Genomic DNA, 26,148 nt, shown 5'->3' with positions numbered 1-26,148 from the left:
TCTTATCTGTTCAGCATCAATAAAGTTCATTTTGCTAAGGTTAACTTACTATCAAATAGGTAAGGAAGCCTCATGAAATCAGAATACTTTCACTTTTTAAGCATTATCGGTGTAGCATTTTTTGCAATCTCTGGCACCTTACTGGGTCATGAAAAAAGTGTCGGTGGTTTTGGTGTGGTGGTGGTTGCCACGGTAACAGCAATAGGAGGTGGAACATTACGCGATATTTTGCTCAATAAGCCGGTCTTTTGGATAGCCCAACCAGATTATTTATATGCTACTTACATTGCCATTTTTGCCTCCATTTTATCGATTCGTCATTTACACGATTTAAGTAACACCACCATGTTGTTAATGGATGCCGTAGGTATGGCAATTTTCAATATTATCGGTATAGAAAAGGCACTAATAGAAGGAGCTGATATGGTTGTTGCAATTACTATGGGCATGACCACCGGTATTTTTGGTGGCTTGATGCGCGATGTAATTTGCCGAGAAGTGCCTCTAGTTATGGGTGAAGAGCTTTATTCAACCGCTTGCTTATCGGGAGGGTTAACCTATGCAGCCTTATTCACCCTTGAGGTAAGTTATATTTGGTGCATTATTGGCGCATTTGCTGTGACGGTATTTTTAAGATTAGGCGCCATCCATTTTGGTTGGCAACCTAACCTGTTTCGTAAAAGCAGCTTTAAACGCTCTTAGCAGTTCATATAAATACACCCGTCGAGTGGCATGTCAGCTGGGTACTGGGTTTGTATAAAACCCAGTTTCTCATAGGCCGTTTTAGCAAGGGTATTGTGGGTATACACAAACAAAGACAAGCTATCGCACTGCAACTGCTGTTTACCCTGCTCTCCCAGTAAATTTATCAGCACTTTTGCAAGACCTTTGCCACGCTCGCTTGGCGCGATAACTAACCGCCCTAAATGACAACGCCCTTCACGTAAATAGTATTGACCAAACCCAAGCATCTGGCCATCGCCATTAACCAACGCGTAGGAATTCAGCGCATCTAGGTTTAAATCTTTTTTAAAGCTTTGTGTATCAAATGGATAGTTAAAAAATGGCCCTGACCAAATACGCAGTTCTGCCTCTGTGTTAAACCAACCCATTAACTGGTTAAGTTGGACGTCGGTTACTTTAACGAGCTTCATGTTTTAACCTATCGTATAAACCTGATGCACGAGTAACAGATTTATTCATTGCCATTAGCAATACATTTTTATCGGCCACCAGCTCAAATGTGGTTTTCGCGCGGGTGATCCCCGTGTAAACCAACTGTCTGTTAATCCCCTGATTAGCCTGTTTAATTGGCGGTAAAATCATCGCGGTGTAAGCAAACTCTGAGCCTTGCGACTTATGAATAGTCATTGCATATACTTTATCGTGAGCGGGTAAACGTGCTGGTGAAAAGGCACGAATGTTTTCTTGTTCATCAATAAACATGGCTTTTAACTGACCTTGCTCATCATGCATTAAAATACCTATGTCGCCATTAAACAGTTTTAACTGATAGTCGTTTTGGCTGATCATTATTGGCATACCCACATAGTGCCTTTGATATGGCGCAATTAAGCCTTGTTGATTAAGTGCTTTTTCAATACGCTGATTAAGGCTATTTACTCCATAATCTCCCTCTCTGACGGCAGCTAGTAACTGATAATGCGCAAATGCTTTATGCACACTGGCTACACTTGCCCCTTGCTGGATAAGATGCAAATAATCGTGGTATTGCAAAGCCGCTTGCTGCACAAAATACTCAATCGGTTTACTGATTACACTGTAATTAAGTTTAAGGTCTTTAAAACCGCCTTGATTAATCGTTTGCTCAACGTAGCCCAGTAAGCCACTGTTATTGGTATTTACAGCTTGTGCTAATTGACCAATACCGCTACTGCCATCAAAACGATAACTTTGCTGTAAAAACGCAATACAATCGTTAAGTACAAAATGGCTGCTCGCCGCGGGTATAGCGCTCTGATTATTAAAACAAACGCGATTAAGCTGCGCAGCTCTTTCACTGCTGTAATCAGGCATTTTGCCAAGCTCTAACCCTTGGCATAGGTCACTAAGAATACTGCCCGTATCAACCGAAGCTAATTGGTCTTTATCGCCAAGTAAAATAAGCCTTGCATGACTAGGTAGTGCTTCGATTAGTTTTGCCATAAGCGACAAATCAACCATCGATGCTTCATCAATAATCAGAACATCTAAATGCAGCGGGTTACGCTTGTTATGGCGAAACTTATTAGTATGTGGAATAACGCCAAGTAAGCGGTGAATCGTTTGCGCACTGTCTGGAATAAGTGGCGCGATATTCTCAGGGATCATACTGAGCTTTTGCTTCGCCCCTAAAATCGACTCGGTTAAACGAGCTGCCGCTTTACCTGTCGGTGCAACCAGCTTTATTGTTAGCGGTGCACTGGCATACAAAGATTGTAATATGGCTAGTAGCTTAGTTACCGTGGTGGTTTTACCGGTACCCGGACCCCCAGTGATCACACTAAAGCCTTTTGTTGCAGCTATCGCACAGGCTACTTTTTGCCAGTTTAATGTTTTAATAGGATCGCTTGGGTTGGTTGTATGTTCACTGTTTGGAAAATACACCTCAAGTAATGCCTTTAATGCAGCTTCATCAAGGGTGAGCTCTTTCGTTGCTAAATGATGTAAACGCGATGCCAGTGTGGTTTCGTACTCTGCCAAACGGGCAAAGTAAAGTTTATTAGCAAACAATAGCAGTGGCTTGTCGTCCCCTACGCACTCAGCATTCATTAGTCTATTAACGGCCTCAGTAAGACCAAATTCCATATCAAACGGCGTTAAAACCTCAGGGGCTGCGATGCTGGCATCAGCTAAGCTTTGCTGTTTAATTTCAAACGGATTTTGCCAGTTTATATTAGCCAGCTCTAAACAGCTGTGCTGACTTTGCTGCGCTGCCGCAAGTAATAAAATCAGGTAAAAAACCTCACTGTGCGCTGTATCGTTTTTCTCTATCAGTGTTTGTGAACCGGTTAAAAGCTCTGCGAGCTTAACATCAACCAAGCGAATACGTTTTGCCTCAAGCAAATAACTCAATAGAGGCTGAGTTTTAACTTCTATAGCAGGCAACGCTGAATCGTTTTCAACATATTTCTTTGATTGTTCTGCTTGTTGATTTTTACTAGCCTGTTCATTACTGTTTGATTGCTTATTCATAGGCTCGTGGGGTTCATGATCATCAAAGCCGAATGTCATTTGACTCATAGCATGGCTCCTTGTGCGAATAAGCTATCAAGCTCAGATATTTGCTGTTTCGTTAGCTGATTAAAGTACACCCCTTGCCCTTCGCTCATACCACGTAAGAAGGTGTAGTAAACACCGCCTAAATGCGTGTCGCTATCGTAATCTTGAATACGTTGCTTTAATAAACGGTGTAGTGCCACGGTATAAATTAAATACTGCAAATGATACTGATGACTGGTCATAGCTTGCTCTAGTTGCTCATGTTGGTAGTCAGCCGCACTATTACCTAAAAAGTTCGATTTATAATCAAGAATATAATACTTACCCTGCCAGCAAAATATTAAATCTATGAAGCCTTTTAGTAAGCCTTGCACCTCACTAAAATCAAGCTGTCCTGGTAATTTAAAATGTTGCACCAACACTTGATTAAGCTTATCGCTTGAAAGCGATAACAACGGTAAATTAAATTCCATTTCGACCAAACACGTATCAGGTTCAAGTACTGATAAACTAAGCCCTTTATCGTTTAATGGGCAGTTCAATGCTGCTAGGATCCACTGCTCTGTCATTTCCTGCCAGCTATCATCAATATGGTATTTTTCAAATAATTTTTTGATCACTTTATCAAGTGCATGGTCGTCTTGCTCAGTGGCTGGACGCTTTAACGCATAAGGGTCGGTAAAGTCCAATTGCTCAAATATTTCATGTAAACAACTACCCGGCTTTGCGCCTTTAGGAAAGCTGTAAGGTGTTATAGCATTTGCATTTTGGGCTAAAAACTCATCTTTTGCGTGGTCTTCATCACTGCGCCCAAGTTCAATGTGGTCAGTATGCTTTTTCAGCGTTAAGCTACTAAAGCTGGTTGAGCGCCAATCACGCTGGATCTCTGCTTTTACAGTATTTACTTTATAGACTTGTTCTCTGTCAGAACTGCCTAATCTTAGCTTTTCAAGCTCATCTGCTTGGGTAAATACCTCATAGTGCATGTGCGCTGAACCATTACAAAATTCTTGTAACAATGCTCGCCATTCATCGCCCGATTTAACATCTAACCCTGCAAATAATACGTGGCCAATGCTAGTACTTTGAATGCCCGGACGAGCACTGCGACCTTGCGCAATGTTATACATCCCCACTGAGCAAAAATGCACGGCACGAGTCAGCGCCACATAGAGCAATCGTAAATCTTCGGCCAAGCGCTCTTGCTCTGCTTTTTGCATTGCATCATCACTTTTAGCAAGATCATAAATCAACTTACCGTCTTTATGATAAAGGGCTTCTTTGCTTTCGCGATAACCACAGGCAAAAGGCATGAATACAATCGGGTACTCTAAGCCTTTTGAGGCGTGCATGGTGACAATTTTCACCAAATTAGCATCGCTTTCTAGGCGTACTTGCACCGCTTCACCATCTTGTTGACTGACTTTTTGCGCAAACCAACGCAGCAATCTATGGGTTCCCTCAAGCTCAATTTGCTTTTGCTGTAAAATTTCCCCTAAATGGCGGAAATCGGTAAGCCAGCGTTCAACATTGTAACCTAAGCCTTGCCAACGCGCTGCGAGCTGATTATGGCTTAATAAACGTTCGAGCATCGCCATGGCGCCTTGTTTATGCCAAATATGGGCAAGCTGAGCAAAAAAGTTTAGATGCTCTTGCCATGCACTTTCATTTTCGTGAAGTTCATAAATGCGGTTGTAGCTTAAGCAAAACAATGGCCCGGCAAGTACACCACGCAGTAATGACTCATCATACTGACCATGTAATGCTGTTAAAAAGTTAAGTAAATGGTGACTAAGCTCTTGGTTAAACACACTATCACGCGACAAATACACGCTGGCAATGGTAGCTTCTGCAAGTGCGGCTTTCATCAGCTGTGCTTCGTTTCGATCTCGCACTAACACACAGATATCGGCAGCAGTAAGTGGTTTTCCTGCAATAGTCGCATCGCCTGCATCAGCTTGCTTGAGTAGCTCAGTGATTTTTTTCGTATACTGCAAAGCTAATGCCTGTTGAGCCACCCCTTTGCTAGTTGGCTTGTTGTTCGCTTCTGCGTATTCATCAACAAAAACCGAAAATTCAAACGCTCTGGGCATTTCACCGTTTATTAAAAACGCTTTGTCTTGCTGTTTTCCTTTTGCATTAACCTTTTGAAATGGGATTGCGTCGTTGTAAATAAAGCTATTGTCATTTTTATCAAATAAGCGGTTTACGCTATCAACAACCCCTTCACTTGAGCGGTAGTTGGTATCTAGGGTGTATTGTTTGTCCTCTGAAACAGCTTGTTTTGCGCCTATATAAGTAAAAATATCTGCACCACGGAAACCATAAATAGCCTGTTTAGGGTCGCCTATCATGGCAAGGGTGGTGTTTTTAATGCCATAAATGCGGCTAAAAATGCCATATTGAACGGGGTCGGTATCTTGGAATTCGTCTATCATGGCAACCGGAAACAAGGCGGCAATTTTTTCACTTAACGCTTTGCCTTGCTCACTTAAAAGCGCCTGATGCAAGTTACTTAATAAGTCATCAGGGGTGATCACGCCTTGCTCTTGCTTACGTTTAACTAATGCATTTGCCACCCATTTAGCAGCATATTGCACTATCGCAATATTCAATCCGTTGTTGATAAGGCTACTCAGTTTGGCCATTTCATCAAACTGAGCCACCATTGCATGACTAAGTAAACTGCCGTTTTTCTTGTAATTTGCAGGATCGTTTAAACTCTCTGAGCCCCATACTTCAAACGAGTATTTACTGGTACCAAATACAAAAAACAACTCATCATTGTTTAGGTATTCTTCAAGCGCTGCAAGGCTGTTTTTGCGACCTGGGGTTTTTGAGCCACTTAAATCAGATGCTTTTACAGCATTAATAAACTCACTCTCAAGGCACGCCTTTTTAAATGCCGGTACTTTTGCCACAAAGTTGTCGCGAGCTTGCCATATATCGTCAAGGTCATACTCGGGGGTGATTGTTGCCCCTTGCTTGTTGAGTAAACTCACTACCTGTGAATACAGTGATGCAGGCACTGGGAAAATATCGGTAATTGCTTGCGTGCGCTCTTTTGATTGTGGGTAGACAAAGGCACGCCAAAAGTCATTGAGGGTTTCTTGAATAAGCTCACGCTCATCTAAAATAAACTCTAAGTTAAACGCCACACCTGATTCAAAAGCATGTTGTTTCAGCATTCGCTGACAAAAGCCATGAATAGTGAATATAGCGGCTTCATCCATCGACTTCGCCGCGGCGTCTAACAAATCAAATGCCGCGTGTTTATCAGTCACCTCGTTAATCACTTGCTCAATCAGCTCATCATCGGGCTTTTTACCAAGCAGAGCATCTCTGGCATTGATTATACGCGCCCGCACACGGTCTTTAATTTCTTGCGTTGCAGCCTCTGTGAAGGTCACCACCAGTATTTGCTCAACACTCAGCGGCGTATTTAATTGTTCATCTTCACCGGTCGCTTTTTGTAAGCCCAACAAATACCGTAAATACAAACCAGTGATGGTGTAAGTTTTACCCGTACCAGCACTGGCTTCAATAAGGCTTTGCCCACACAGCGCCATACTCATTGGATTAAGCGTTTGCATGATCTGCCTCCTGTGCTAATTCAACTAGTGGCGATAACAGCAGCTCGCTCCATTTAATAAACTCTTCTTCACAGTCTTTTAGGCTCTTTATGGTTAAACGAATATACGGGTTTTCGCCTTCACCCATGCCTATGTATTGCGGCGCGAATTTATTGTTTGCTTTGACCATATCTTTATCTGTTTTTATATACTCGTAGCCACTGACTGGGAAAAACGCCACTGGGCGAGTTAAAAGCGTTTCATAGAGCGAGAACCAATCGTTTAAATACTTGCGGGCATCGTCTTCTGACAAAGGTGAAAAACTAATTTGCTTGTCTAAACCAAGAATGAGGGTTTCAACTGACTGGCCCATTATTTGCGCCGCTAAATGATGCACAAAGCCCCTAATAACATCTTTTGCTTTAATACTGGCGGTGCGATAAAACACCTGTTTTTGACCATATATATGATTTAACCAACCTTCTAATCTGGTGTTGGCAATTTTAATATTTACTTCAACGGGTAATGCTTCATCACCTTGAATATGCGCTTTTACTTGCCCTGCAAGAGCATCGACTCGGTGCTGCATACTTTCGAACACTAAGTCACCAACGTGTGCTTGCGGTAATTCACCACGCTGCATAATTTGCGCTTGGTTTAGGGGCATTTCTTGAATACTGGCTTCGAGAATTTCGTCTAGATAAAAGTAGCGACGTAACGCGTCTAAGCTAAACGGCTCTTCATCTTTAGCAATATCGTTAAATTGCGGCAAGCGTAAACCCAAGCTTTGCTGATAAAAGCTCTCGTGAGGCTGGCAAATACTGCGAATAAACTGACTTAACTCAACGCTACTTTCTGGCTGAACATTAAGCGCTTGCTGAGGCTCAGGATTGACACTTTGAGTTGGCATCCAAACAGGATTATAGCTATGTAATTGTGTTGCTAATGGTTTGTCTGCTTTTTGCTTATCATCACTTTTCTCTGTCAGATAATAGGCTGGGTTGAATGGCTGTAAGTGCTGATAATTAATCAGCGCCTCTGGAAGCTTTAAGTCTGTTTCTTGATCTGCAAATTCAAAACTACGTGCTATGTATTCTAGCAGTTCGCTCACTAAGGTTGACGGCATTCTTGGTTGGTTATCAAAGCATGAGCGACCAATATAACTGATGTATAGATTCTCACGAGCACTTAAAATCGCTTCTAAAAACAGGTAACGGTCGTCGAGTTTACGAGAACGGTCCCCTTTTTGGCGTTTTGAGTAAGGTACTAAGTCAAAACCAATTGGCTGAACTGTTCGCGGATAATCGGCATCATTTAAACCCAGCATACACACTACTTTAAATGGCACAGCCCGCATTGGCATCAAGGTACAAAAGTTAACTTGTCCCACTAAAAAGCGCTGCCCTACGCCTTTTTCTTGAATACCTTGTTTAACAAGGTAACTAACAATGCGCTGCGAAACGTTTTGTTGATAATCGCCATTTTCATAATGCTTGATCAGCGTATCAAGTACTTTTTGTAGAACTAATAAATCCCAGCTTTGCTCTCCTTCATCACTGTATACTTCACCTAATAACTCTTTTAGCGTTTCTGCTTTTTCATTGAGTGGTGCATCAGCTTGTAGCTTGGTTTTATAACGTGCCAGTACGTCAATAAATTCAATCAGTTTATTCAGCGTGTTTAGTGCCATGCCTTCCACTTCATCGGCACTGTAAATGCCCGAGAAAGGCAACTGTTCATCACGTTGTGCAACACCCAATAGCAAGCGGTTTAAACCGTGTTGCCAGGTATTTAAATCAATCGCAGGTAAGCCAAAACTGTCTTTGTGAGCTGCATCTAAGCCCCATTTTACGCCAACACGTTCAAGCCAAAAACCTATTTGCTCATATTCATGCGGTTCGAGATTAAATTTCTCGGCAATCTGCGTGACTTGCAGTAAATCAAGAATGTCAGACACACCAAAGCGTGAGTAAGGTAAATCGGCTAAACTTGCAAACGAGCTCAACACGGGCTTTTCTTGTTCTATAGCTAAATCAGCTAACGCATAAGGAATAAAGCGTCGCCCCTCTGCACCACCAAACACCGCTTCAATGTACGGGCTGTATGTGCCAACATCCGGCATCATTACAATAATATCTTTCGGTGTTAACTCTTTATTTTCATTAAATAAATTAAGCAAGTAATCGTGTAGTCGTTCTACTTCACGAAGTGGCGTGTGGCAATCGCTAAGCACAATGCTGGTATCATCTGACTGAATTGGCAGTTTGCCTTCGTCATTGATGAACCATTCTTTATCTGGCGTTAGTGACTCACCCTTAAAGGCTAATTGGTAAATCTCAGACTGAATTTGTGATAACAAACTGTCATCAAAATCGTTATCGAATCCGTCAAGCCACTGCGCATCTAATTGCAGTAACTGCTCAAAATAGTCTCGGCCTAATTTACCCCACGATGAGAGTAACGGGTTACCGATAAAAAAGTACTCGTGATCAGGGTTTTTCGCACTGTCTTCAAGTGCTTGTAACTGCGGGCGTTTAGCATATTTAGCGGTAATTTTGGCTGCTGTTTTTTCATCGAGTGTATCGCCCCAGTAATGTTCACTAGGGTTAAAGAAAAACAAAAATACCTGCGTTTTTTTCGCAATAGCCTGAAACACTTCAAGCTGGCTACTCGCAATTGCAGAAATACCAAATAAACTAATACGCTCAGGTAATAGGCTTGCGTCCATTTTTTCAAGGGCTGCAAGGAGTTTGTCTTGCATATTTGCGCGGTGATATTGGCTTTGCCCTAATTCTTTACTATGCGCCACCAGCTTACGCCAAAGATCTGGTTGCCATGGTGCAATGCCTACATCAACATCATCAAGCTCATCGATGCCCTGCTCCCAAGTTGCAATCCAATTAGGGCGATACATTAAATATTGGTCATAAACGTCGGCAATTTTCTCGCACAAGGCAAACGTTTTTTGCCCTTCAGTGTCACCATCTAAATAGGTTTTGAGTGGTAAATACAGCGGCTCATCAATGCAGTTTGGTAAAATCGCAAACAGCTTCCAAGCAAGATTAGCTTTGTTATACGGTGATTCACTTGGTACATCGGGCAACAATTGCTGATAAAGCTGCCAAATAAAACTTGAAGGTAGCGGAAAATCAACCTGAGCAGCAATCCCTAAGTGTTCACTTAAGCCTATTTTTAGCCACTGCGACATACCCGGTGACTGCACAAGCACAATTTCTTTTTTAAAGGGGCTCGTTAATGGATTAACTTTAAGAAGAGCGTGAAACCGCGCTTGCAGTGCTTCCATGCGATTTGATTGAATTATATTCAGCACTTTACACTGTCCTTGCTTGAAACTAACTAATTGACACAGTGTAAGATATTTTAATTAGATGGGATAGAGAGAAATACCCGCAAACAGGGCTTAATCCATGTTTCCGGGTATTAGATGCGGGTATGCGCTGCAGGCAATATTTACTGGTATGGGCTTATCGTCGATAACGCGAACTCGGTGTGAATTATCTCATCACCCTTGATACCTTTAAGCGCAATGCGAATGGTAGGGTCTGCTTTTTGCCAATCAATTGTTAAATCGCCGTAGTTAACCTCATGAGTATAAGCACCTACACGGTGTTTATTAGGGCTAACATCTTTCCACTTTTCTGTAAGTCCTGAGCTGGTCATCTCGTACAATGGGTAGTCAAGGTTTTGTTGATACTTTGACAGCTCACCCCAGTGGGTATCACCACTGACAATAATCACACCGTTTACTTTATGCTTTTTGATAAGCGCAAATAAGCGCTCACGATCAGCAGGAAAATTAGCCCATGACTCCCAGCCTGTAAAATCAGCCAATAGCTGTAAGCTTGATGCAATGATTTTTATCTTTTCATCAGACTTGAGCTCTTGTTCGAGCCATTGCCATTGGCTTTCACCTAGCATAGAGGCATTTTTATCGGTTGTTGGGCTATAAGGCCCTTGCTTTGCGGGTTTTCGTTCAAGTTGATAGGTCTTCGCCGATACATGATTTAAGGGCGCGCGATTAAAACGTAAGTCAGGCATGATGACTTTTACAGTTTGCTCACCTTCGCCGTAAGTGTACGAGGTGTAAATGCCATCTTCACGAGTTCTACGAGCTGAATCCGCTGGCTCTTGCCAAAAGTCGAGCATGATTTTTCGTGACTGCTGTTTTTTTGGGTATTCGCTGCCAGCGTCATTTTCGCCATAATCATGGTCATCCCACATGGCAATTATTGGCGTATTCGCACGTAATGTTTTAAAGCCCGGCTTTTGCCCTAAGCGTTGATATTTATCTTCAAGCACCGACATATCTTCGGTATCACCATAAATATTATCGCCAAGGAACATAAATAGATCGGCTTGCTCTTTGTTAATAGCATCAAAAATAGGAATTTGCTTGTCTTGATGACCACACGAGCCAAACAAAATTTTACTTGGCGCGGCAATCGCACTCACACTACTAACCAGCATTAACCCTGATAAGGCGCTTCTAAAAAAGCTAAGTGTAAAACTCATTTTAAGATCTCCTTAATCGGCGCTGCCATTTTCGGGTTAACTTGCTGACTGTTGACGCCTAAAATGCTCAGTACAGTTGCAGCCACTTGCGCTTGTTTGAGCTCATTGTTTGGCTTAATTAAGCCAGTTGCTTTTATATCTGGGCCAATTGCCGCTAGCCAAATATGCTCAGAGCCAACAATGCCGTTTGGAAAACGTTGCTTACCTTGCTCTGAACGTGCCAAAGCACGCTTCGAACTATGATGTTGCCAATCATCAGCATGGCTGCCACGGCCATGATCGGTAGTAATAATCAATGTGGTATTGTCTTTATAGCCGGGCGTTTGTTGTATTGTTTGCCAAAGGTCACGAATAAACGCATCACTTTGCTTAGCTGATTTTAGATAGGCATCGTATTTACCGTTATGGGCAAAGTCATCGGTTTCCCCCAAGCTAATAACAAGCAAACGCGGCTGTTTATTTAATAAATATTGTTTGGCAAATCGGTAGGTAAAGCTGTCGAGGCGAACATTGTGCCAAGGACTCGGAATTTCGCTTTGCATTTGGTTTAGTAAACTAACCTCCTCTGATTTCACCGCATCAAAGGATTCAAAGCCAGCATTAACAAAAACCTCACTTCGCTCGCGGTTTACAATGTAAGGAAACACATCCCAGCTGCCAAAAAGTGCGGTTTTACCTTTAAATTCAGGCTGAGTATTTAAACTCTCTAAAATGGTTTTATTCGGGTTAGAAACTTTATCGTTACTATCGATATTTTCATCTACAATGCCGGTTAAAATTTCACTGTAACCTGGGTATGAGAAGTACCATGGGTTACTTACCGACATCAATGAACCTTGAGTTCTATCGCCAATCAAAACGCCCTGCTTTGCCAATGTGTCACTAAAAAATGGCATTAACGCTTTAGTTCGCTGTGCTTGGTCATTTCGCCAAAAAAGCGCCTTTAGTTCATCTGTATCTTCTACAAAATTACTGTTATTAATTAAATTTTTATCTGCCCCAGAGAACACTTCTTGCCAGCGAAGCCCATCAAGAGTTACAAGCACAACATTGTCAGCAGCTTTACTGCTTAAGCTTAATAGTGATGCTGCAACCACTGCTGTGGCTAAAATTAATTTTTTCATATTTCACCTGCAAAAAAGCCCACCAAAGATGGGCTGTTTAAAACGTTAGCTTATTATTTAAAACTGCGCTGTAAGTGTTAAAGCGGCAGTACGTGGTGCACCAATAAAGTAGGTTGAACCATTACCTGTGCCACCTGCTAGGTATGATTTATCAAACAGGTTATTCACCACAAATGCAAGGTCGAGTGATTTGAACACACCTGAATCAAGGCTAGTGTTATAACCAATGTTTAAATCAACCAAGGTGTAGCCATCAACCTTGTTTCGCGAACGGGTTTGTTCATCAGTCCATGCACCTAAACGCTCACCTGTGTATTTAGCCGATAAACCAAAGCGGAAATCACCACTGTAATAGTCTGCCGATACCACAAATAAATCTTGTGCCGAGTCAATGACTTCATCACCCGCTTTGAAGCTTGCAGATGCTTCCTCAAGTAACTCACCATCACTGTTGTAAGCACTTGGATCGTTCGATTGATACTCAGAGTTATTGTACGTATAAGATGTGTAAAGGTTCCATTTGTCAGTCAGCATATAACTTGCTGATAGCTCAACACCCGTTGACTCAATACCACCTACATTGATGTAAGAACCGTTCGTGCCAATGGTGTAATCAATACCATCTGTATCACTGCCCGGGGCAATAAAGGTAATACGGTTATCAAACTCAATGCTATAAGCTGTTGCTGTTAAGCGTAAACGGTCATCACTGTAACGTACACCTAGGTCGATGTTTTCAGCTGTTTCAGGTTCAATCTCGGTCAGTGTCGATGAATCACGTTCAAGTACACCATCTTTAATTGCCGCAAAGTTTTCGCTGTAGCTGCTAAATAGCTCTGTGCTTGCTGATAGCTGATACAACACACCACCGCTGAAGAGTACGTCTGAATCACTGTCGATTTTATCTGAGTATTCATCTTCAAAATGGTTATAACGCTGAAGCTCAACAAGGTACTGTTTAGCACCTAAATTAAGTGTGAAATCACCTAAACTGATTGAGTCTTGCACATACCATTTAAAAGTATCCGTTTCGAAGGTGTTTTTGTACTGAGTCCAATATGGCGTATGATCAAAATGATGATAGATACGGGCATCAATCACTTTATGCCAATCTCGTGATTCATCACGATCTGTTTGTTCAAACCAAAAGCCGGCTTCAATGTCATGATTGCCAAGAGTTACTTGGTACTCGCCAGTCATCCCTAAGCGGTCTTTTTTGTAGTGAGTATGACGATAAGACATAACCGGAATGGCATCATCAGGGTAACAGGCCGGGTTTAAGCCTGGGCCTGAAGACCATGGCCATTCTAAACTTGCCGTACAACCTGCAGCAGGTGCAAGTGGGTTGCCATCGCTGTCGGTAAAGCCGTAGCTGCCAGCATTTTCACCACCAATTGATGTTGGGTTACCATCACCATTAACAGGTGACGTTAAATAAGGCGGAATCCAGTCACCACGACCCGAGTTTTTATGGTAATAAGGCGATATGCTTAAGTTTGAAGTGGCACTTAACGCGTAATCAAACTTTACATAAGCAAGGGTATTTTCGCGTAATGTACCCCAGCCCTCAGCAAACATTTGATCAAAATGAGGCACACCGGTCCAATTCCACGTTAAACGATCCCAATCAGGGTTTTGTTCAAATTCGCTAATGCTGATGCTGTTATAGTTAATTTCGTGAACATCATCATACGAAACACGACCTGTTATTGTCAGGTCGCTAAAGTCCGATACAAATTTAGCCTCAATGTGCTGATTGTCCTTACCGCCATTGCTGCCATCACCAATCCAACGGCTAGTATCTGTTTGCGAGTAGCTGATATAGGCTTGCGTATTATCGAACACCGTGCCGGTTTCATGTTTAACAAAGTAGCGGCTAGCATTGTGATCGCCTGTAGTGTAAGCAAACGTGGTGCTTTGCTCTGTACTCGGTTGTGCACTCACAAAATTAAAAGTACCGCCTAGCGCTTCTAGTGATGCAGAGGCAATATCAGAAGTACCTTGCCCTACCTCAACAGTTGCTAAATTTTCACTATCTAGATAACGGTTTGCTTTTGCACCGCCACCATAGTTAGAACCACCATTAGGAATACCATCAATGGTCATACCTAATTGCTGTTGATTACCATCAATACTAAAACCACGCATAGTAATAGTGGTTGACCAATCGTCACCACCAAATGCATCACCTTCGTTGATGCTAATACCCGGTAGGTTATCAATTACGGCTAACACACTTGATACTGAACTTTGTTGCTCAAGCATGGCAGGTTCAATGACGTTATTGGCATAACTGGTTGGCTTTGCAACCACCGTAATTTCTTCAATTTCGTTATTCGTGTTTGCATTTGCTGATGTTGCTAAAAGCGTTGCTATTAAAAGGCTTAGCTTTGTTTTTTTAGTTACTGTGCTCATTGTTTTTCCAAGGTTACGTATTTGTAAGCGGGCACAGTATGCAGAGCGCGTATGACATTTAGGGTCAAAATTTTTGACACAATAATTAAAAAATTAATGCATTTAGATGGCAGATTTAAGACTTAACTGATTAATAAATAAGAAAGTATTAGAAAAGCGCCCAATTAAACTAACAGGACGCTTTTTGGTTGGATAATGTTATTAGGTGTTTTAAATCAATTCAGCCAGCATTTCTTCACTGTATGGTGTTAATTGCTCACCATTTTTAACTTTGCTGATGTAATCCGGATTCGCAATAAATGGACGACCAATCGCAATTAAGTCAAATTGGTTGTTATCGATAGCTTGATTAGCTGACTCAAAGGTATAGCTCCCTACACCGACTAAAGTACCTTTGTATGCACCGCGCATATATTCAGACGTTGTTTTATTGTCTAAGCTTTCAAAGCGCATGCTGTCATCAAAAATTCCAGCATGTAAGTAAGCAAGTTTACGTGTTTCCAGCGCTGATAATAAATAATCAAATACAGCTTTATCACCTTCGCTTTCAGTCATATTAAAATACGCACCAGGCGATAAGCGTAATGCTGTTTTATCTGCACCAATTGCTGCAATCACTGCATCGACGACCTCTAGGGCAAAACGTGACATGTTTTCTGGTGTTTGACCATATTGGTCTTCACGTTGGTTTGCAGCAAAATGTAAGAATTGATCAATCAAGTAACCATTTGCACCATGAATTTCAACGCCGTCAAAACCCGCTTCAATGGCGTTTTCGGCCGCTTTTGCGTAATCAGCAATTAAACCTTGGATGTCTTCAATAGTGGCAGCTTTTGGTGTAACGTAAGTCAGCTCACGCATTCTTGGTACCGACCCTTCAACCCCGATTGCAGATGGTGCCAGTACATCACCTCCAAAGAAATGTGGGTGAGCCACTCGCCCTACATGCCAAAGTTGAGCAAACATTTTGCCACCTTTAGCGTGCACAGCATCCGTGACCTTTTTCCAACCTTGAATTTGCTCACTGGTAAATAGGCCCGGTGTGTTTGGGTAACCTTGGGCATCTGGGCGAATAATGGTTGCTTCACTAATAATTAAACCGGCATCGGCACGGCGCGCATAGTAATCAGCCATCGCTTGGGTTGGCACTAGGTTATCGTCACTCATACAGCGAGTAAGCGGTGCCATTAGTACGCGGTTTTGTAATTCGATACTGTCATTTAACTTAAACGAAGAAAGTAAATCGGTTTTCATGGTTCTATCCTTATCTTGAACATACATTCAAGATAAGGGCGATATAAACTAACTTCAAGGTTTTTTTTGAATAATCGTTCAAGATTACGTAAACTTCAATTGTAAATAATAGGAGCATTAATGAGAACTGCTGAATTTGATACTGAATTTGTACTTCGCCAAGCTATGCATGCGTTCATGCAATTTGGCTATGCAAAGACCAGTATGCAAAAATTAAAGGAAGTGACTCATCTTCATCCAGGCTCTATATATGCCGCTTATGGCAATAAAAAAGGTTTGTTTTTGGCTGCCACCGAGCAGTATCAAAAAGATAGAAACCAACAATTTACGGCACTTTTTAATGATCAACAGTCAGTGTTATCAACCCTCAAACATTACCTGACTGTGATTGTTGATGAATGTATTGAAGGTGAAGTTGCCAAGGTGTGCTTACTTACAAAGAGTATTTCTGAGGTTGAAGGCAACGACCCGCAAATTTGCAATGTGCTACGTGGTAATTTAAACGCATACGAGCATGCCCTCGCACAGCAAATTCAAAAAGCCCTTGATAATAACGAATTTGCAAGTAGCAAGTCAGCTCAGCAACTGGCACGCTTTTTAGTCATGGGCATATACGGTATTCGTACCTATGCACTGACAAATCAAGACCCAAAATCTCTGCAACAACTTGCAGACGATCTATTTGCTGCATTAGTAAATTAATTTAGCTAATAACTTTACTTGTCATATTAATTTATCACCTTATGATTAAGGTGTAGCTGTGTATAACTAAAAGAGTGAGCCTGTCATGAATAATGCAACTGCCAAACGTGTTGAAACTGAATTTGATGCTGTACTCGCCTTAGGCGCTAAGAAACGACTCGCTTATATGTTTGAAACGGTTCAAGAGTTTAAACAAGTGTGGATCCTCAATGATGAGCATGGCTGTGTGATGCTCTCAAATGAAGACGATGACTGCGTGCCTGTATGGCCTAGTCGCGAATTCGCGCAAAGCTGGGCAACCGGTGAGTGGCAAGACTGTACGCCAAAAGCCATTCCAGTCAAAGACTGGTTAAGTCGCTGGACTTCGGGACTCGAACAAGATGATTTATTGATTGCTGTGTTTCCGACTGAGCAAGATGACGGCACGATTTTATTCCCCGATGAATTTGACTCACAACTAAGAATGCCAAAAAGACGTTTTTAAACTAAGAGAGCCATGTGCTCTCTTTTTTTATGCTGTTTGGTGCTGTCGTATAGCCGAAATATCTTTTATGGGGGGTTTACCAAAAAAGCGCGTGTACTCACGACTAAATTGAGATGGACTTTCATAGCCTACTTTTAGTGCTGCAGAACCAACATCAATTCGTTCATTCAACATTAATTGCCTTGCCGCTTGCAGCCGCAAGTTTTTTACGTATTGCAACGGGCTCATCTTTACCACATCACGAAAGTGCAACCTAAATGTCGAAGGACTCATGTGTGCATCACGAGCCAAATCATCTATTGAAAATTGACTAGTAAAGTTTTCTTTTAACCAGCACAATGTTTTCGCAATTTTCTGATGCGCAGAGCCAGACATCACAATCTGTCTTAAATACGGACTATGAGGACTATTTAACAATCGCAATACAATTTCTTTTTTAATAAGTGGCGCAAGATTAGCTTTTAATTGAGGTTCATTGTCTAGATTGAGAAGCCGATGAAGTGCATCAAGCAAGCCATTATCTGTGTCAACCACAGACATTGCTTGGTGTTTAGGGAACTTGTCTTGCCCTGTAAATTCCATTTCAGCAACGATGTGGCTGATTTCATGAACATCTAAGCGTAAATAAAGGCCATAAAACGGCTGCTCTTTACTGGCACGAGTAATATGCGACGCAACAGGCACATCGACTGATGTTACCAATGATTGGCCGTCAGTGTAATCATAACTATGCTCACCTAGCACAACTCGTTTTGCACCTTGCAAACTAATACCAAGTCCTAATTCATACACGCAGGCCATCGGTAATGAAACTTCGCTTCGTCTGAACACTAATAACTCTGGAATAGATGTTTCAAAACTACCATCTTCTATCGCTATCGCTTTCACTGTTTCAATTAATGCCTGACGCATTTAGATTACCTCTTAAATATACTCAATTAAGTGTATCACCGTAAATTAAGGTTAGGACCATTTAAGGTAACAGTTCGTTGTTTTAGGCAAAAATTAAATCATTTATGGCAAGCAGAAACCGCCATGATCAACCATAATGTATTTTCAAATTTTCGATTGCATACTCTTTGCAATCAGCTTCTACTGCAAAACCTCAATATATTCAATACCTAAAATCAAAAGAGAAATTATGAACTTAAACAACACGGATTTATTTGTGTTTGTCGCGATCGCTGCTTTGGTCACCGTTCATGACAAGCCTTTGTTAAAACGAGCATGTCAGCACGCACTTAATGATGGCGTATCAATGCAAGTGTTATGTGATATTTTACCGCATATTAGTGTGTATTCTGGGGTGCCAAAATCGTTAATGGCACTAGAGGTTTTAAAATCAGTTGATGATATTCAAGGTACAAATGCATTGGTAATCAAACGCACAGAACAACAACTAAAAACAGCGCTCACATTTGGCCAGCTTCCGTTTGGTTTAGACCAGCAAAACAACAGGGTATGTGAGCTTGCCTCTTTAGGCGCATTATTTGCGTTAGAGGATGCCAGCAGCTTAGTTAGCGAGCAACTTAAACGCTGCGTATTACTAGGCTATAGTCGTGCGCAACTTGAATTATTAGTGATAGAGCTTGCCAGAAAGGTCAGCAGCAATATAGCCATGCGGGCCAAGTGTAATCTCGAAAAGCACTTTGCTATGGTGGGGTAAATTTAAGAAATGGCGGTGACGGAGAGATTCGAACTCTCGATACGTTGCCGTATACACACTTTCCAGGCGTGCTCCTTCAGCCACTCGGACACGTCACCTAAGGCGCTTATAGTTTAGCGCGGCGTTATAGTATGAAAACAACCCTATAGACGCAAGGGCTTTTTAAAATACGGTGGTTAAGTGATTAGTAATCAAACAAAAAAGGCAAGGTATAGACCTTGCCTTTTGTATATATAGACGATTCGCTCTTAACGTTGAAGCGTTGCTGAGAAATCTAACATACGGTTAAGCGACTTTAATGCGCCTTCGCGTAAATCCATATCTACAAATACTTCTTTACCCTCAGGGTCTGTCAGTGCTTCTTCAATCGCTTTTAAGCCGTTCATTGCCATCCACGGGCAATGTGCACAGCTTTTACAGGTTGCGCCTTCACCGGCTGTTGGTGCTTCAAAGAACTCTTTCTCTGGGCATAACTGCTGCATTTTGTAGAAAATACCTCGGTCAGTCGCTACGATGAACTTTTTGTTGTCCATAGTTTGCGCTGCTTTGATTAGTTGGCTTGTTGAGCCAACCGCATCAGCTAAGGCTACAATCTCCGCAGGAGACTCTGGGTGAACCAATACAGCCGCATCTGGGTGTAAGGCTTTCATATCCTTAAGTGCTTTGGTTTTAAACTCGTCATGAACGATACAGGCGCCATTCCACATGATCATGTCTGCACCTGTGTTCTTTTGAATGTAAGAACCTAAGTGTTTATCTGGACCCCAAATGATTTTTTCGCCTTGCTCATCAAGGTGCTCAACGATTTCTAGGGCACATGAAGAAGTAACAATCCAATCTGCACGGGCTTTCACAGCTGTTGATGTATTTGCATACACTACTACCTTGCGATCAGGGTGCTGATCACAAAACGCTGAGAATTCTTCAATTGGGCAACCTACGTCTAATGAACAAGTTGCAGCAAGCGTTGGCATAACAACTGTTTTATTTGGCGTTAGGATTTTTGCTGTTTCGCCCATAAAGCGAACACCGGCTACCACAATTACATCTGCGTCGTGCTTAGCGCCAAAACGCGCCATTTCTAGCGAGTCAGCAACACAACCGCCTGTTTCTTCAGCTAGTGCTTGAATTTCAGGATCAGTGTAATAATGGGCAACAAGAACCGCGTTCTTGTCTTTTAATAATTGTTTGATACGTGCCTTATACTCAGCTTGCTCGTCTTTTGATAACGGAGCTGGCTTTGGAGGGAAGATATAATCTTCAGGCATAATTTGTTCAGCTAGACTCATTTCTCGACCACTTAGTCCACAGTGCATTCATGGCGCGAATTATACGAGAATCTTAAGCTAAAGAACAGTATTGCTGTGTGCTGTTAAGATAAATAAAGGATAACTTAGAAAGAAAAGATAAATCAGGAATGGTGGGTCATGATGGACTTGAACCATCGACCAATGGATTAAAAGTCCACTGCTCTACCAACTGAGCTAATGACCCGCTCTGGATATTAAGATGCGTAAATCCGCCGATATGAGACCATTCAAAAAGAATGGTGGGTCATGATGGACTTGAACCATCGACCAATGGATTAAAAGTCCACTGCTCTACCAACTGAGCTAATGACCCGCTCTGGATATTAAGGTGCGTAGATCCGCCGATATAGAACCATTCGAAGAATGGTGGGTCATGATGGACTTGAACCATCGACCAATGGATTAAAAGTCCACTGCTCTACCAACTGAGCTAATGACCCGCTCTGTTGCTTATAAAAAGCTGCGTAAATCCGCCGATATAAGACCATTCAAAAAGAATGGTGGGTCATGATGGACTTGAACCATCGACCAATGGATTAAAAGTCCACTGCTCTACCAACTGAGCTAATGACCCGCTCTGATGCTTATAAAAGCTGCGTAAATCCGCCGATATGAGACCATTCAAAAAGAATGGTGGGTCATGATGGACTTGAACCATCGACCAATGGATTAAAAGTCCACTGCTCTACCAACTGAGCTAATGACCCGCTCTGACGCTTATAAAAAGCTGCGTAAATCCGCCGATATAAAGCCATTCAAAGAATGGTGGGTCATGATGGACTTGAACCATCGACCAATGGATTAAAAGTCCACTGCTCTACCAACTGAGCTAATGACCCGCTCTGATGCTTATAAAAGCTACGTAAATCCGCCGATAGAAAACCATTCAAAGAATGGTGGGTCATGATGGACTTGAACCATCGACCAATGGATTAAAAGTCCACTGCTCTACCAACTGAGCTAATGACCCGCTCTAATGCTTTTAAAAGCTATACGTAAATCCGTCGATTAAAGATTACCATTCTGAAAGAATGGTGGGTCATGATGGACTTGAACCATCGACCAATGGATTAAAAGTCCACTGCTCTACCAACTGAGCTAATGACCCGCTCTTTTTTCCGCATTTCGGCTGTTGTTACCAATCGCCTGCTGCGGGCGCTTATAATACTTATTTAAATGCTGAGTGCAACAGAAAATATCTCTTTTTTTAAGTTTTTATGTCTAGTTGCCTAATTTTAGACCGCTTATGTCAAAAAGCAGTCTAATCAGGTCAAAACTACATTTGCGACAGACGTTCTGTGGCTAATTTTGCAGCGGTGGTACTTGGGTACTGATTAATTAAATCATTAAAGGTTTTAAGGGCTTGTTCGCCTAAACCTTGCTCCGCTAATAAGTTTCCTAACTTTAACATCGCATCTGGGCGTTTATTAGAATTAGGGTATTCATTCACAACTACTTTGAAATGCTCAGTCGCACCTGCTTGATCGTTTTGAATTGTTAATAGCTGACCTAACCAATAATGTGCATTAGATGCATATACTGAATTAGGGTAAGTAGTTAAGAATGTTTGGAACTCCGGAATTGCTTGCTCATAACGTTTATCTTTCATTATTAACGCCACTGCACGCTCATAGGCTTCATTTTCAGATAAATCTGAACTAATTGCCTGTGATGCACCTACATCCGTATAAGAGTTAGTAGGTTGAGCTTGTGCGGCAGCGGGCTGGCTATAAGCTTGGCTGACTCGGTTTTCAATCTCTTGATAAAGCTCACGCTGACGCTGAAGTACTTTTTCAAGCTTGTAACTTTGCTCTTCAGTAATACCACGAACTTGGCTCACTTCGTCTTGTAAGATATTGAGCTGTTGCTGAAGCTCAGCTTGCAATAAATTACGTGACTTCATCATGTTTTCTAATGCGATTAAACGCTTTTCAATGCTCGATTGCGAGCTTGCAGCTTCTGAAACAGGAGCGGGAGCAGCCCATAACTGGGTGCTCCCGCTTAAGATCATTGCTGCCAAAATAATTTTCGGCTTCATAATGACTCTTTATTAGTAAACTAATACTGCGCGACGATTTTTCGCGAACGCTTCTTCAGTGCGAGACTTAACCATTGGCTTCTCTTCACCATAGCTCACTACTGACATTTGGCTAGCAGAAACACCTAAGCTTTGTAGGTATTTTTCTACTGCTTGACCACGATGCTCACCAAGTGCGATGTTGTACTCAGGCGTACCGCGCTCATCAGCGTGACCTTCGATTAGTACTTTAACTGATGGGTTTTGTACTAAGAATTCTGCGTGTGCTTGTAAAAGCTCCGCGTATTTGCTTTGGATTTTTGCGTTATCAAAACCAAAGTAGATGATTTGCTCTTGACGTAACGCTTCGTACTTTTCACGAAGTGCTTCTTCAGCTTGTTGCTCTGGAGTAAGCGTTGCAACTTCAACAGTATCAGTGTTTGATTGCTCAACCATACCTTGGTTAGATTGGTTTGCAGCACCCTCATCAACACCTGAAGAAGAGCTACACGCCGCTAATGTCATCACTGGCACAGCAATAAGCAGGCCTTTTAAAGTTTTATTAAGTTGCATTGAATTGATTCCTATATTGAGTAAACCAGTAAAATTACTGTAAATAAGGCGACCAAGCTGGCGCCTTAACTTGTCCATCTAGCACAGGTAAGCGAGCTTTAAAGCGACCGTCCATAGACACTAACGCCAACACCTGTTTATTATTATGAAGCGTGCTGTAGATAATCATCGAACCGTTTGGAGCGATACTCGGCGATTCATCTAGGCGAGTTCTTGTTAATACTTGAAACGCACCTGTAGCTAGCTCTTTTTTAGCAAGATGGTATTGACCGTTAGTACGATTCACCATCACTAATTCTTTTCCGTCTGGTGAAATCGAACCTGCTAAATTCATATCACCATCAAACGTCATACGTTTTGCTCTACCAGTTTGCAAATTTAACTTATAAATCTGGGCATTACCACCCCTTTCAGACGTAAACACGATATCTTGCCCATTTGGGTACCAAGAAGGCTCTGTATCGATACTACGATGATTTGTTAAACGCTTTTCTTTGCGAGTTGCAAGGTCTAAAACATAGACTTCTGTTGCACCGTTACGGTCTTTTGAAAGTACTAATAATAGTTTTTTACCATCAGGTGAAAACTGTGGTGCGCCATTAATACCTGGATGGCTTGTGATTAACTCACGTTTGCCTGTATACAAATCTTGAATGTAAATTTGGCTTTGACGATTTTCAAAGGTTACATACGCAAGCTTAGTACCATCTGGTGACCAAGCTGGGGACATAAGTGGCTCTTTAGAACGAAGCAATACTTGCTCATTGTAGCCATCATAGTCAGCAACAACCAGTTGATAAGGCTTCGGTTCATTATCACGTACAATAACGTAAGCAATTTTTGTTAAAAATGCACCTTTTTCACCCGTAAGCGCTTCGTAAACTACATCGCTAATACGGTGCGCATAACGGCGAAACCCTGTTTCAGATATAACACTCTCACGAGCATCTAATACATGGTCTTGGCTCTTCACTAATTGACCATTACTCATCATTTGCGTTTCGCCGCCTGTAATTTGACCACGGATCACATCGATAAGCTCATACTTTACTAAGTAACGTCCACCCGGTTGTTGCTCAACTTGACCAACAAGTACCGCTTCAACACCTTGATTGACCCATGCACCATAATCTACATCAGCATCTTTGCCGGGTAATTGAGGCATATTTGTCACATCAATAGGTTTAAATTTACCACTACGCATCAAATCAGCTGCAATAACGGTGCTCAATTTTTCAGGGATGGGACCAACGCCCTGGTATTTAAATGGAACAACCGCTATTGGGCGTGCTCCATCAATACCTTCAGTGATAACAATTTCTAGTGCAGCACTGGCAATGCCATGAAAGCCCAGTAATACAATAAAACATGCTGTTTTTATCTGGTTGAACATATCATTCCTTTAGAATTCTGGCTTAATTGTTAAGTTAATATTTTTCAGTTGCTCGAAAACATCTTTATCAGGCGAAACTGGTAGTGTATCGGCCATACGGACAGCACGAAGAGCAGCTTCACACACTAATTTATCACCACCAAGTGATTTCACTTGAGTTACTAACCCGTTAAAACCAAGGCGAATGTTAACGCGACATTGCTTATTCTTCATTTTTTCATCAATAAGTAAAGTTTGTTGAATACGCGCCATAATTAACGCTTTATATTTATCAACTTCACTCAAGACTTGTTGCTGACGTATTTTATTTCGTGCAGCCTGCTCAGCAGCTAACTGCTCTTGCAGCATTTGTTCTTGCAATGCCTGCTGACGTTTACGCTCTGCTTCAGCTTCTTTACGTTTACGTTCAGCTTCAGCTTCAGCAGCTTTACGCTTGCGCTCTTCTTCCGCTTTCTTTAACGCCTCTTCTTCAGCTTTACGTTTTTCAGCTGCGGCTTTTGCTGCGGCTTCAGCTTCTTGCTTTTGCTTTTCAGCTTGCTTAGCTTTGGCACGTTCTTTCTCTTGTATTTCACGTGCTTTCTTCGCTTGTGCTTCAGCTTCTGCTTTTTCTTTCTCTTTCGCTCGGCGTTGTTGCTCTAACTTTTTAAGACGACGATCTTCAGCTTCGCGTTGCTTACGTGCGTCATTTGCTCGGCGTTCAAGATCACGAATACGCTTTGCTTCGGCTTGTTTTTTTGCTTCTTCTTGCTTTTTAAGTTCAGCAATTTTCTGCTCAACCTTTTGTTGATCAACCGTTACTGCAGAAACCGCTTTTTCTGGTTCAGGCATAGCCGGATTCAATGTCACCTCCATTACCTTAGGAGCTGGCATATGAAAGTTCGCTGATACGACTAAGAAAACAATAATACCAAGGTGCAATAGAAGCGACTTTATTACTGATTCACGCATACTAACCCTCAAATGACTCAGTCATAAGACCCACTGAAGGCACACCGGCATTTTTCAAAAAGTCCATTAACAGCAACACTTCTTGATAAGAAACACGACCAGAACCTTTTATCATAACCGGAGTATCGGGGTTTTTCTGAAGTTGTAATTTTATAACAGCAGCTACATCAATTGCTTCCATAGGAGCTTCTGGATCAGTGCCGATACTTACATAGTACTTACCTTCAGCATCAATTGACGCAATGATAGGTGGTGTATCTTTGGTATCTACAAGATCCGATTCTTCCATTTTCGGCAAGTCCACTTTTACACCATGAGTAATCAGTGGTGCAGTTGCCATAAATATAATAAGTAGCACCAACATTACATCAATGTAAGGAACTACATTTATCTCACCTACTGGGCGACGTTTCTTACGCTGATACATTCGCTTTTGCCTCTATTTGCGCAGCTGCTTGGCGGTGTAAAATATTGGCGAACTCTTCCATGAAGTTAATGTAATTACCTTCAAGCTTTTCTACTTTATTTGCAAAACGGTTGTACGCAATAACTGCAGGGATTGCTGCGAATAAACCCATCGCTGTTGCGATAAGTGCTTCGGCGATACCCGGCGCAACCATTTGTAAAGTTGCTTGCTTAACTTCACCTAATGCAATGAATGCGTTCATGATACCCCACACCGTACCAAAAAGGCCGATATAAGGACTAATTGAACCCACTGTCGCTAAAAACGATAAACTTGATTCTAGTTTTTCAACTTCGCGTGACAAAGCCACACGCATTGAACGATGTGTGCCTTCCATTACGATGCTTGCACTTTGCGGTGAATTTTTCTTATGTCGTGCAAACTCCTTAAAACCAGCAACGAATAATGCTTCAACACCTGATGCGCCACCAGGACGAGCTGAAACTTCATTATATAATTTACTTAAGTC

The 26,148-nt window shown here is 41.9% G+C and carries 20 protein-coding genes and 9 tRNA genes; 4 read left to right on the top strand and 25 right to left on the bottom strand.

The features are described 5' to 3' along the window. The first annotated feature begins 72 nt into the window (after positions 1–72). The gene (locus tag L1D46_RS09280) at positions 73–702 is read left to right on the top strand and encodes a trimeric intracellular cation channel family protein (RefSeq protein WP_239977441.1); all 630 of its coding nucleotides are present in this window, start codon (positions 73–75) and stop codon (positions 700–702) included. Here L1D46_RS09280 and L1D46_RS09275 read toward each other — a convergent pair. The 8 genes from L1D46_RS09275 to L1D46_RS09240 form a co-directional block, all read right to left on the bottom strand. Continuing rightward, positions 699–1,154: a GNAT family N-acetyltransferase gene (locus L1D46_RS09275; RefSeq protein WP_239977440.1), complete on the bottom strand. Its 456-nt coding sequence runs from the start codon at positions 1,152–1,154 to the stop codon at positions 699–701. The genes L1D46_RS09280 and L1D46_RS09275 overlap by 4 nt on opposite strands. Then, complete coding sequence (gene recD / locus L1D46_RS09270) at positions 1,141–3,243, bottom strand: exodeoxyribonuclease V subunit alpha (RefSeq protein ID WP_239977439.1); 2,103 nt, start codon at positions 3,241–3,243, stop codon at positions 1,141–1,143. Before recD ends, L1D46_RS09275 begins: the two co-directional genes overlap by 14 nt. Next, on the bottom strand, positions 3,240–6,815 hold the full coding sequence (gene recB / locus L1D46_RS09265; RefSeq protein ID WP_239977438.1) for an exodeoxyribonuclease V subunit beta: 3,576 nt from the start codon (positions 6,813–6,815) through the stop codon (positions 3,240–3,242). The genes recD and recB overlap by 4 nt, the downstream gene beginning before the upstream one ends. After that, the gene (gene recC / locus L1D46_RS09260; RefSeq protein ID WP_239977436.1) at positions 6,802–10,125 is read right to left on the bottom strand and encodes an exodeoxyribonuclease V subunit gamma; all 3,324 of its coding nucleotides are present in this window, start codon (positions 10,123–10,125) and stop codon (positions 6,802–6,804) included. Before recC ends, recB begins: the two co-directional genes overlap by 14 nt. A 140-nt stretch (positions 10,126–10,265) precedes the next feature. Further along, positions 10,266–11,282 carry an alkaline phosphatase D family protein gene (locus tag L1D46_RS09255; protein ID WP_239977443.1) on the bottom strand — a complete coding sequence of 339 codons (1,017 nt, stop codon included), beginning with the start codon at positions 11,280–11,282 and terminating at the stop codon, positions 10,266–10,268. Between the two features lie 41 nt (positions 11,283–11,323). Continuing rightward, entirely contained in the window at positions 11,324–12,451 is a 1,128-nt protein-coding gene (locus tag L1D46_RS09250) for an alkaline phosphatase family protein (protein ID WP_239977435.1), read from the bottom strand. Between the two features lie 57 nt (positions 12,452–12,508). After that, on the bottom strand, positions 12,509–14,866 hold the full coding sequence (locus tag L1D46_RS09245) for a TonB-dependent receptor (RefSeq protein ID WP_167658850.1): 2,358 nt from the start codon (positions 14,864–14,866) through the stop codon (positions 12,509–12,511). 210 nt (positions 14,867–15,076) lie between these two features. Then, positions 15,077–16,120: an alkene reductase gene (locus L1D46_RS09240; protein WP_239977434.1), complete on the bottom strand. Its 1,044-nt coding sequence runs from the start codon at positions 16,118–16,120 to the stop codon at positions 15,077–15,079. Positions 16,121–16,240: 120 nt separating this feature from the next. On the opposite strand from L1D46_RS09240, the gene L1D46_RS09235 reads away from it, so the two are divergent. Together L1D46_RS09235 and L1D46_RS09230 are read left to right on the top strand one after the other, a co-directional pair. Next, positions 16,241–16,822, top strand: a complete 582-nt coding sequence (locus tag L1D46_RS09235; protein ID WP_130051697.1) for a TetR/AcrR family transcriptional regulator — start codon at positions 16,241–16,243, stop codon at positions 16,820–16,822. Between the two features lie 85 nt (positions 16,823–16,907). Then, a complete protein-coding gene (locus L1D46_RS09230; protein WP_130051698.1) occupies positions 16,908–17,306 on the top strand; it encodes a DUF2750 domain-containing protein in 399 nt (132 codons plus the stop codon). A gap of 27 nt (positions 17,307–17,333) precedes the next feature. Here L1D46_RS09230 and L1D46_RS09225 read toward each other — a convergent pair whose 3' ends face one another. After that, on the bottom strand, positions 17,334–18,218 hold the full coding sequence (locus tag L1D46_RS09225; RefSeq protein ID WP_130051699.1) for an AraC family transcriptional regulator: 885 nt from the start codon (positions 18,216–18,218) through the stop codon (positions 17,334–17,336). Between the two features lie 229 nt (positions 18,219–18,447). Between L1D46_RS09225 and L1D46_RS09220 the strand changes: the two genes are divergently transcribed. Next, positions 18,448–18,972 carry a hypothetical protein gene (locus L1D46_RS09220; protein ID WP_239977433.1) on the top strand — a complete coding sequence of 175 codons (525 nt, stop codon included), beginning with the start codon at positions 18,448–18,450 and terminating at the stop codon, positions 18,970–18,972. A gap of 10 nt (positions 18,973–18,982) precedes the next feature. On the opposite strand, the gene L1D46_RS09215 is transcribed toward L1D46_RS09220, so the two are convergent. The 16 genes from L1D46_RS09215 to tolQ all read right to left on the bottom strand — a co-directional run. Next, positions 18,983–19,070 (bottom strand) — tRNA-Ser (locus L1D46_RS09215). A 150-nt stretch (positions 19,071–19,220) separates the two neighbouring features. Beyond that, positions 19,221–20,261, bottom strand: a complete 1,041-nt coding sequence (gene nadA / locus L1D46_RS09210) for a quinolinate synthase NadA (RefSeq protein WP_054561293.1) — start codon at positions 20,259–20,261, stop codon at positions 19,221–19,223. A gap of 129 nt (positions 20,262–20,390) precedes the next feature. Then, positions 20,391–20,466: transfer RNA gene (locus tag L1D46_RS09205), tRNA-Lys, on the bottom strand. Positions 20,467–20,519: 53 nt separating this feature from the next. Next, positions 20,520–20,595 (bottom strand) — tRNA-Lys (locus tag L1D46_RS09200). A gap of 51 nt (positions 20,596–20,646) precedes the next feature. Then, a tRNA-Lys gene (locus L1D46_RS09195) sits at positions 20,647–20,722 on the bottom strand. 58 nt (positions 20,723–20,780) lie between these two features. Continuing rightward, positions 20,781–20,856 (bottom strand) — tRNA-Lys (locus L1D46_RS09190). Positions 20,857–20,913: 57 nt separating this feature from the next. Further along, positions 20,914–20,989, bottom strand: a tRNA-Lys gene (locus L1D46_RS09185). A gap of 56 nt (positions 20,990–21,045) precedes the next feature. After that, a tRNA-Lys gene (locus tag L1D46_RS09180) sits at positions 21,046–21,121 on the bottom strand. A 55-nt stretch (positions 21,122–21,176) separates the two neighbouring features. Continuing rightward, positions 21,177–21,252: transfer RNA gene (locus L1D46_RS09175), tRNA-Lys, on the bottom strand. Positions 21,253–21,314: 62 nt separating this feature from the next. Beyond that, a tRNA-Lys gene (locus L1D46_RS09170) sits at positions 21,315–21,390 on the bottom strand. Positions 21,391–21,558: 168 nt separating this feature from the next. Next, entirely contained in the window at positions 21,559–22,320 is a 762-nt protein-coding gene (gene ybgF / locus L1D46_RS09165) for a tol-pal system protein YbgF (protein ID WP_239977432.1), read from the bottom strand. 12 nt (positions 22,321–22,332) lie between these two features. Continuing rightward, positions 22,333–22,872: a peptidoglycan-associated lipoprotein Pal gene (pal, locus tag L1D46_RS09160; RefSeq protein ID WP_130051703.1), complete on the bottom strand. Its 540-nt coding sequence runs from the start codon at positions 22,870–22,872 to the stop codon at positions 22,333–22,335. A gap of 34 nt (positions 22,873–22,906) precedes the next feature. Continuing rightward, positions 22,907–24,265: a Tol-Pal system beta propeller repeat protein TolB gene (tolB, locus tag L1D46_RS09155; protein ID WP_130051704.1), complete on the bottom strand. Its 1,359-nt coding sequence runs from the start codon at positions 24,263–24,265 to the stop codon at positions 22,907–22,909. A 9-nt stretch (positions 24,266–24,274) separates the two neighbouring features. Then, positions 24,275–25,213, bottom strand: a complete 939-nt coding sequence (tolA, locus tag L1D46_RS09150; RefSeq protein ID WP_239977431.1) for a cell envelope integrity protein TolA — start codon at positions 25,211–25,213, stop codon at positions 24,275–24,277. A 1-nt stretch (position 25,214) separates the two neighbouring features. Further along, positions 25,215–25,640 (bottom strand): protein TolR, encoded by a 426-nt coding sequence (gene tolR, locus L1D46_RS09145; RefSeq protein ID WP_130051706.1) that lies wholly within the window; start codon positions 25,638–25,640, stop codon positions 25,215–25,217. Beyond that, the coding region (tolQ, locus tag L1D46_RS09140) for a protein TolQ (protein ID WP_239977430.1) at positions 25,627–26,148 on the bottom strand (522 nt) is incomplete at its 5' end. The genes tolQ and tolR, both read right to left, overlap by 14 nt.

It is taken from the genome of Pseudoalteromonas sp. Isolate3 (assembly GCF_022398505.1).
GTDB classification, from domain to species: domain Bacteria; phylum Pseudomonadota; class Gammaproteobacteria; order Enterobacterales; family Alteromonadaceae; genus Pseudoalteromonas; species Pseudoalteromonas apostichopi.
This window is presented reverse-complemented; position numbering and strand designations above follow the sequence as displayed.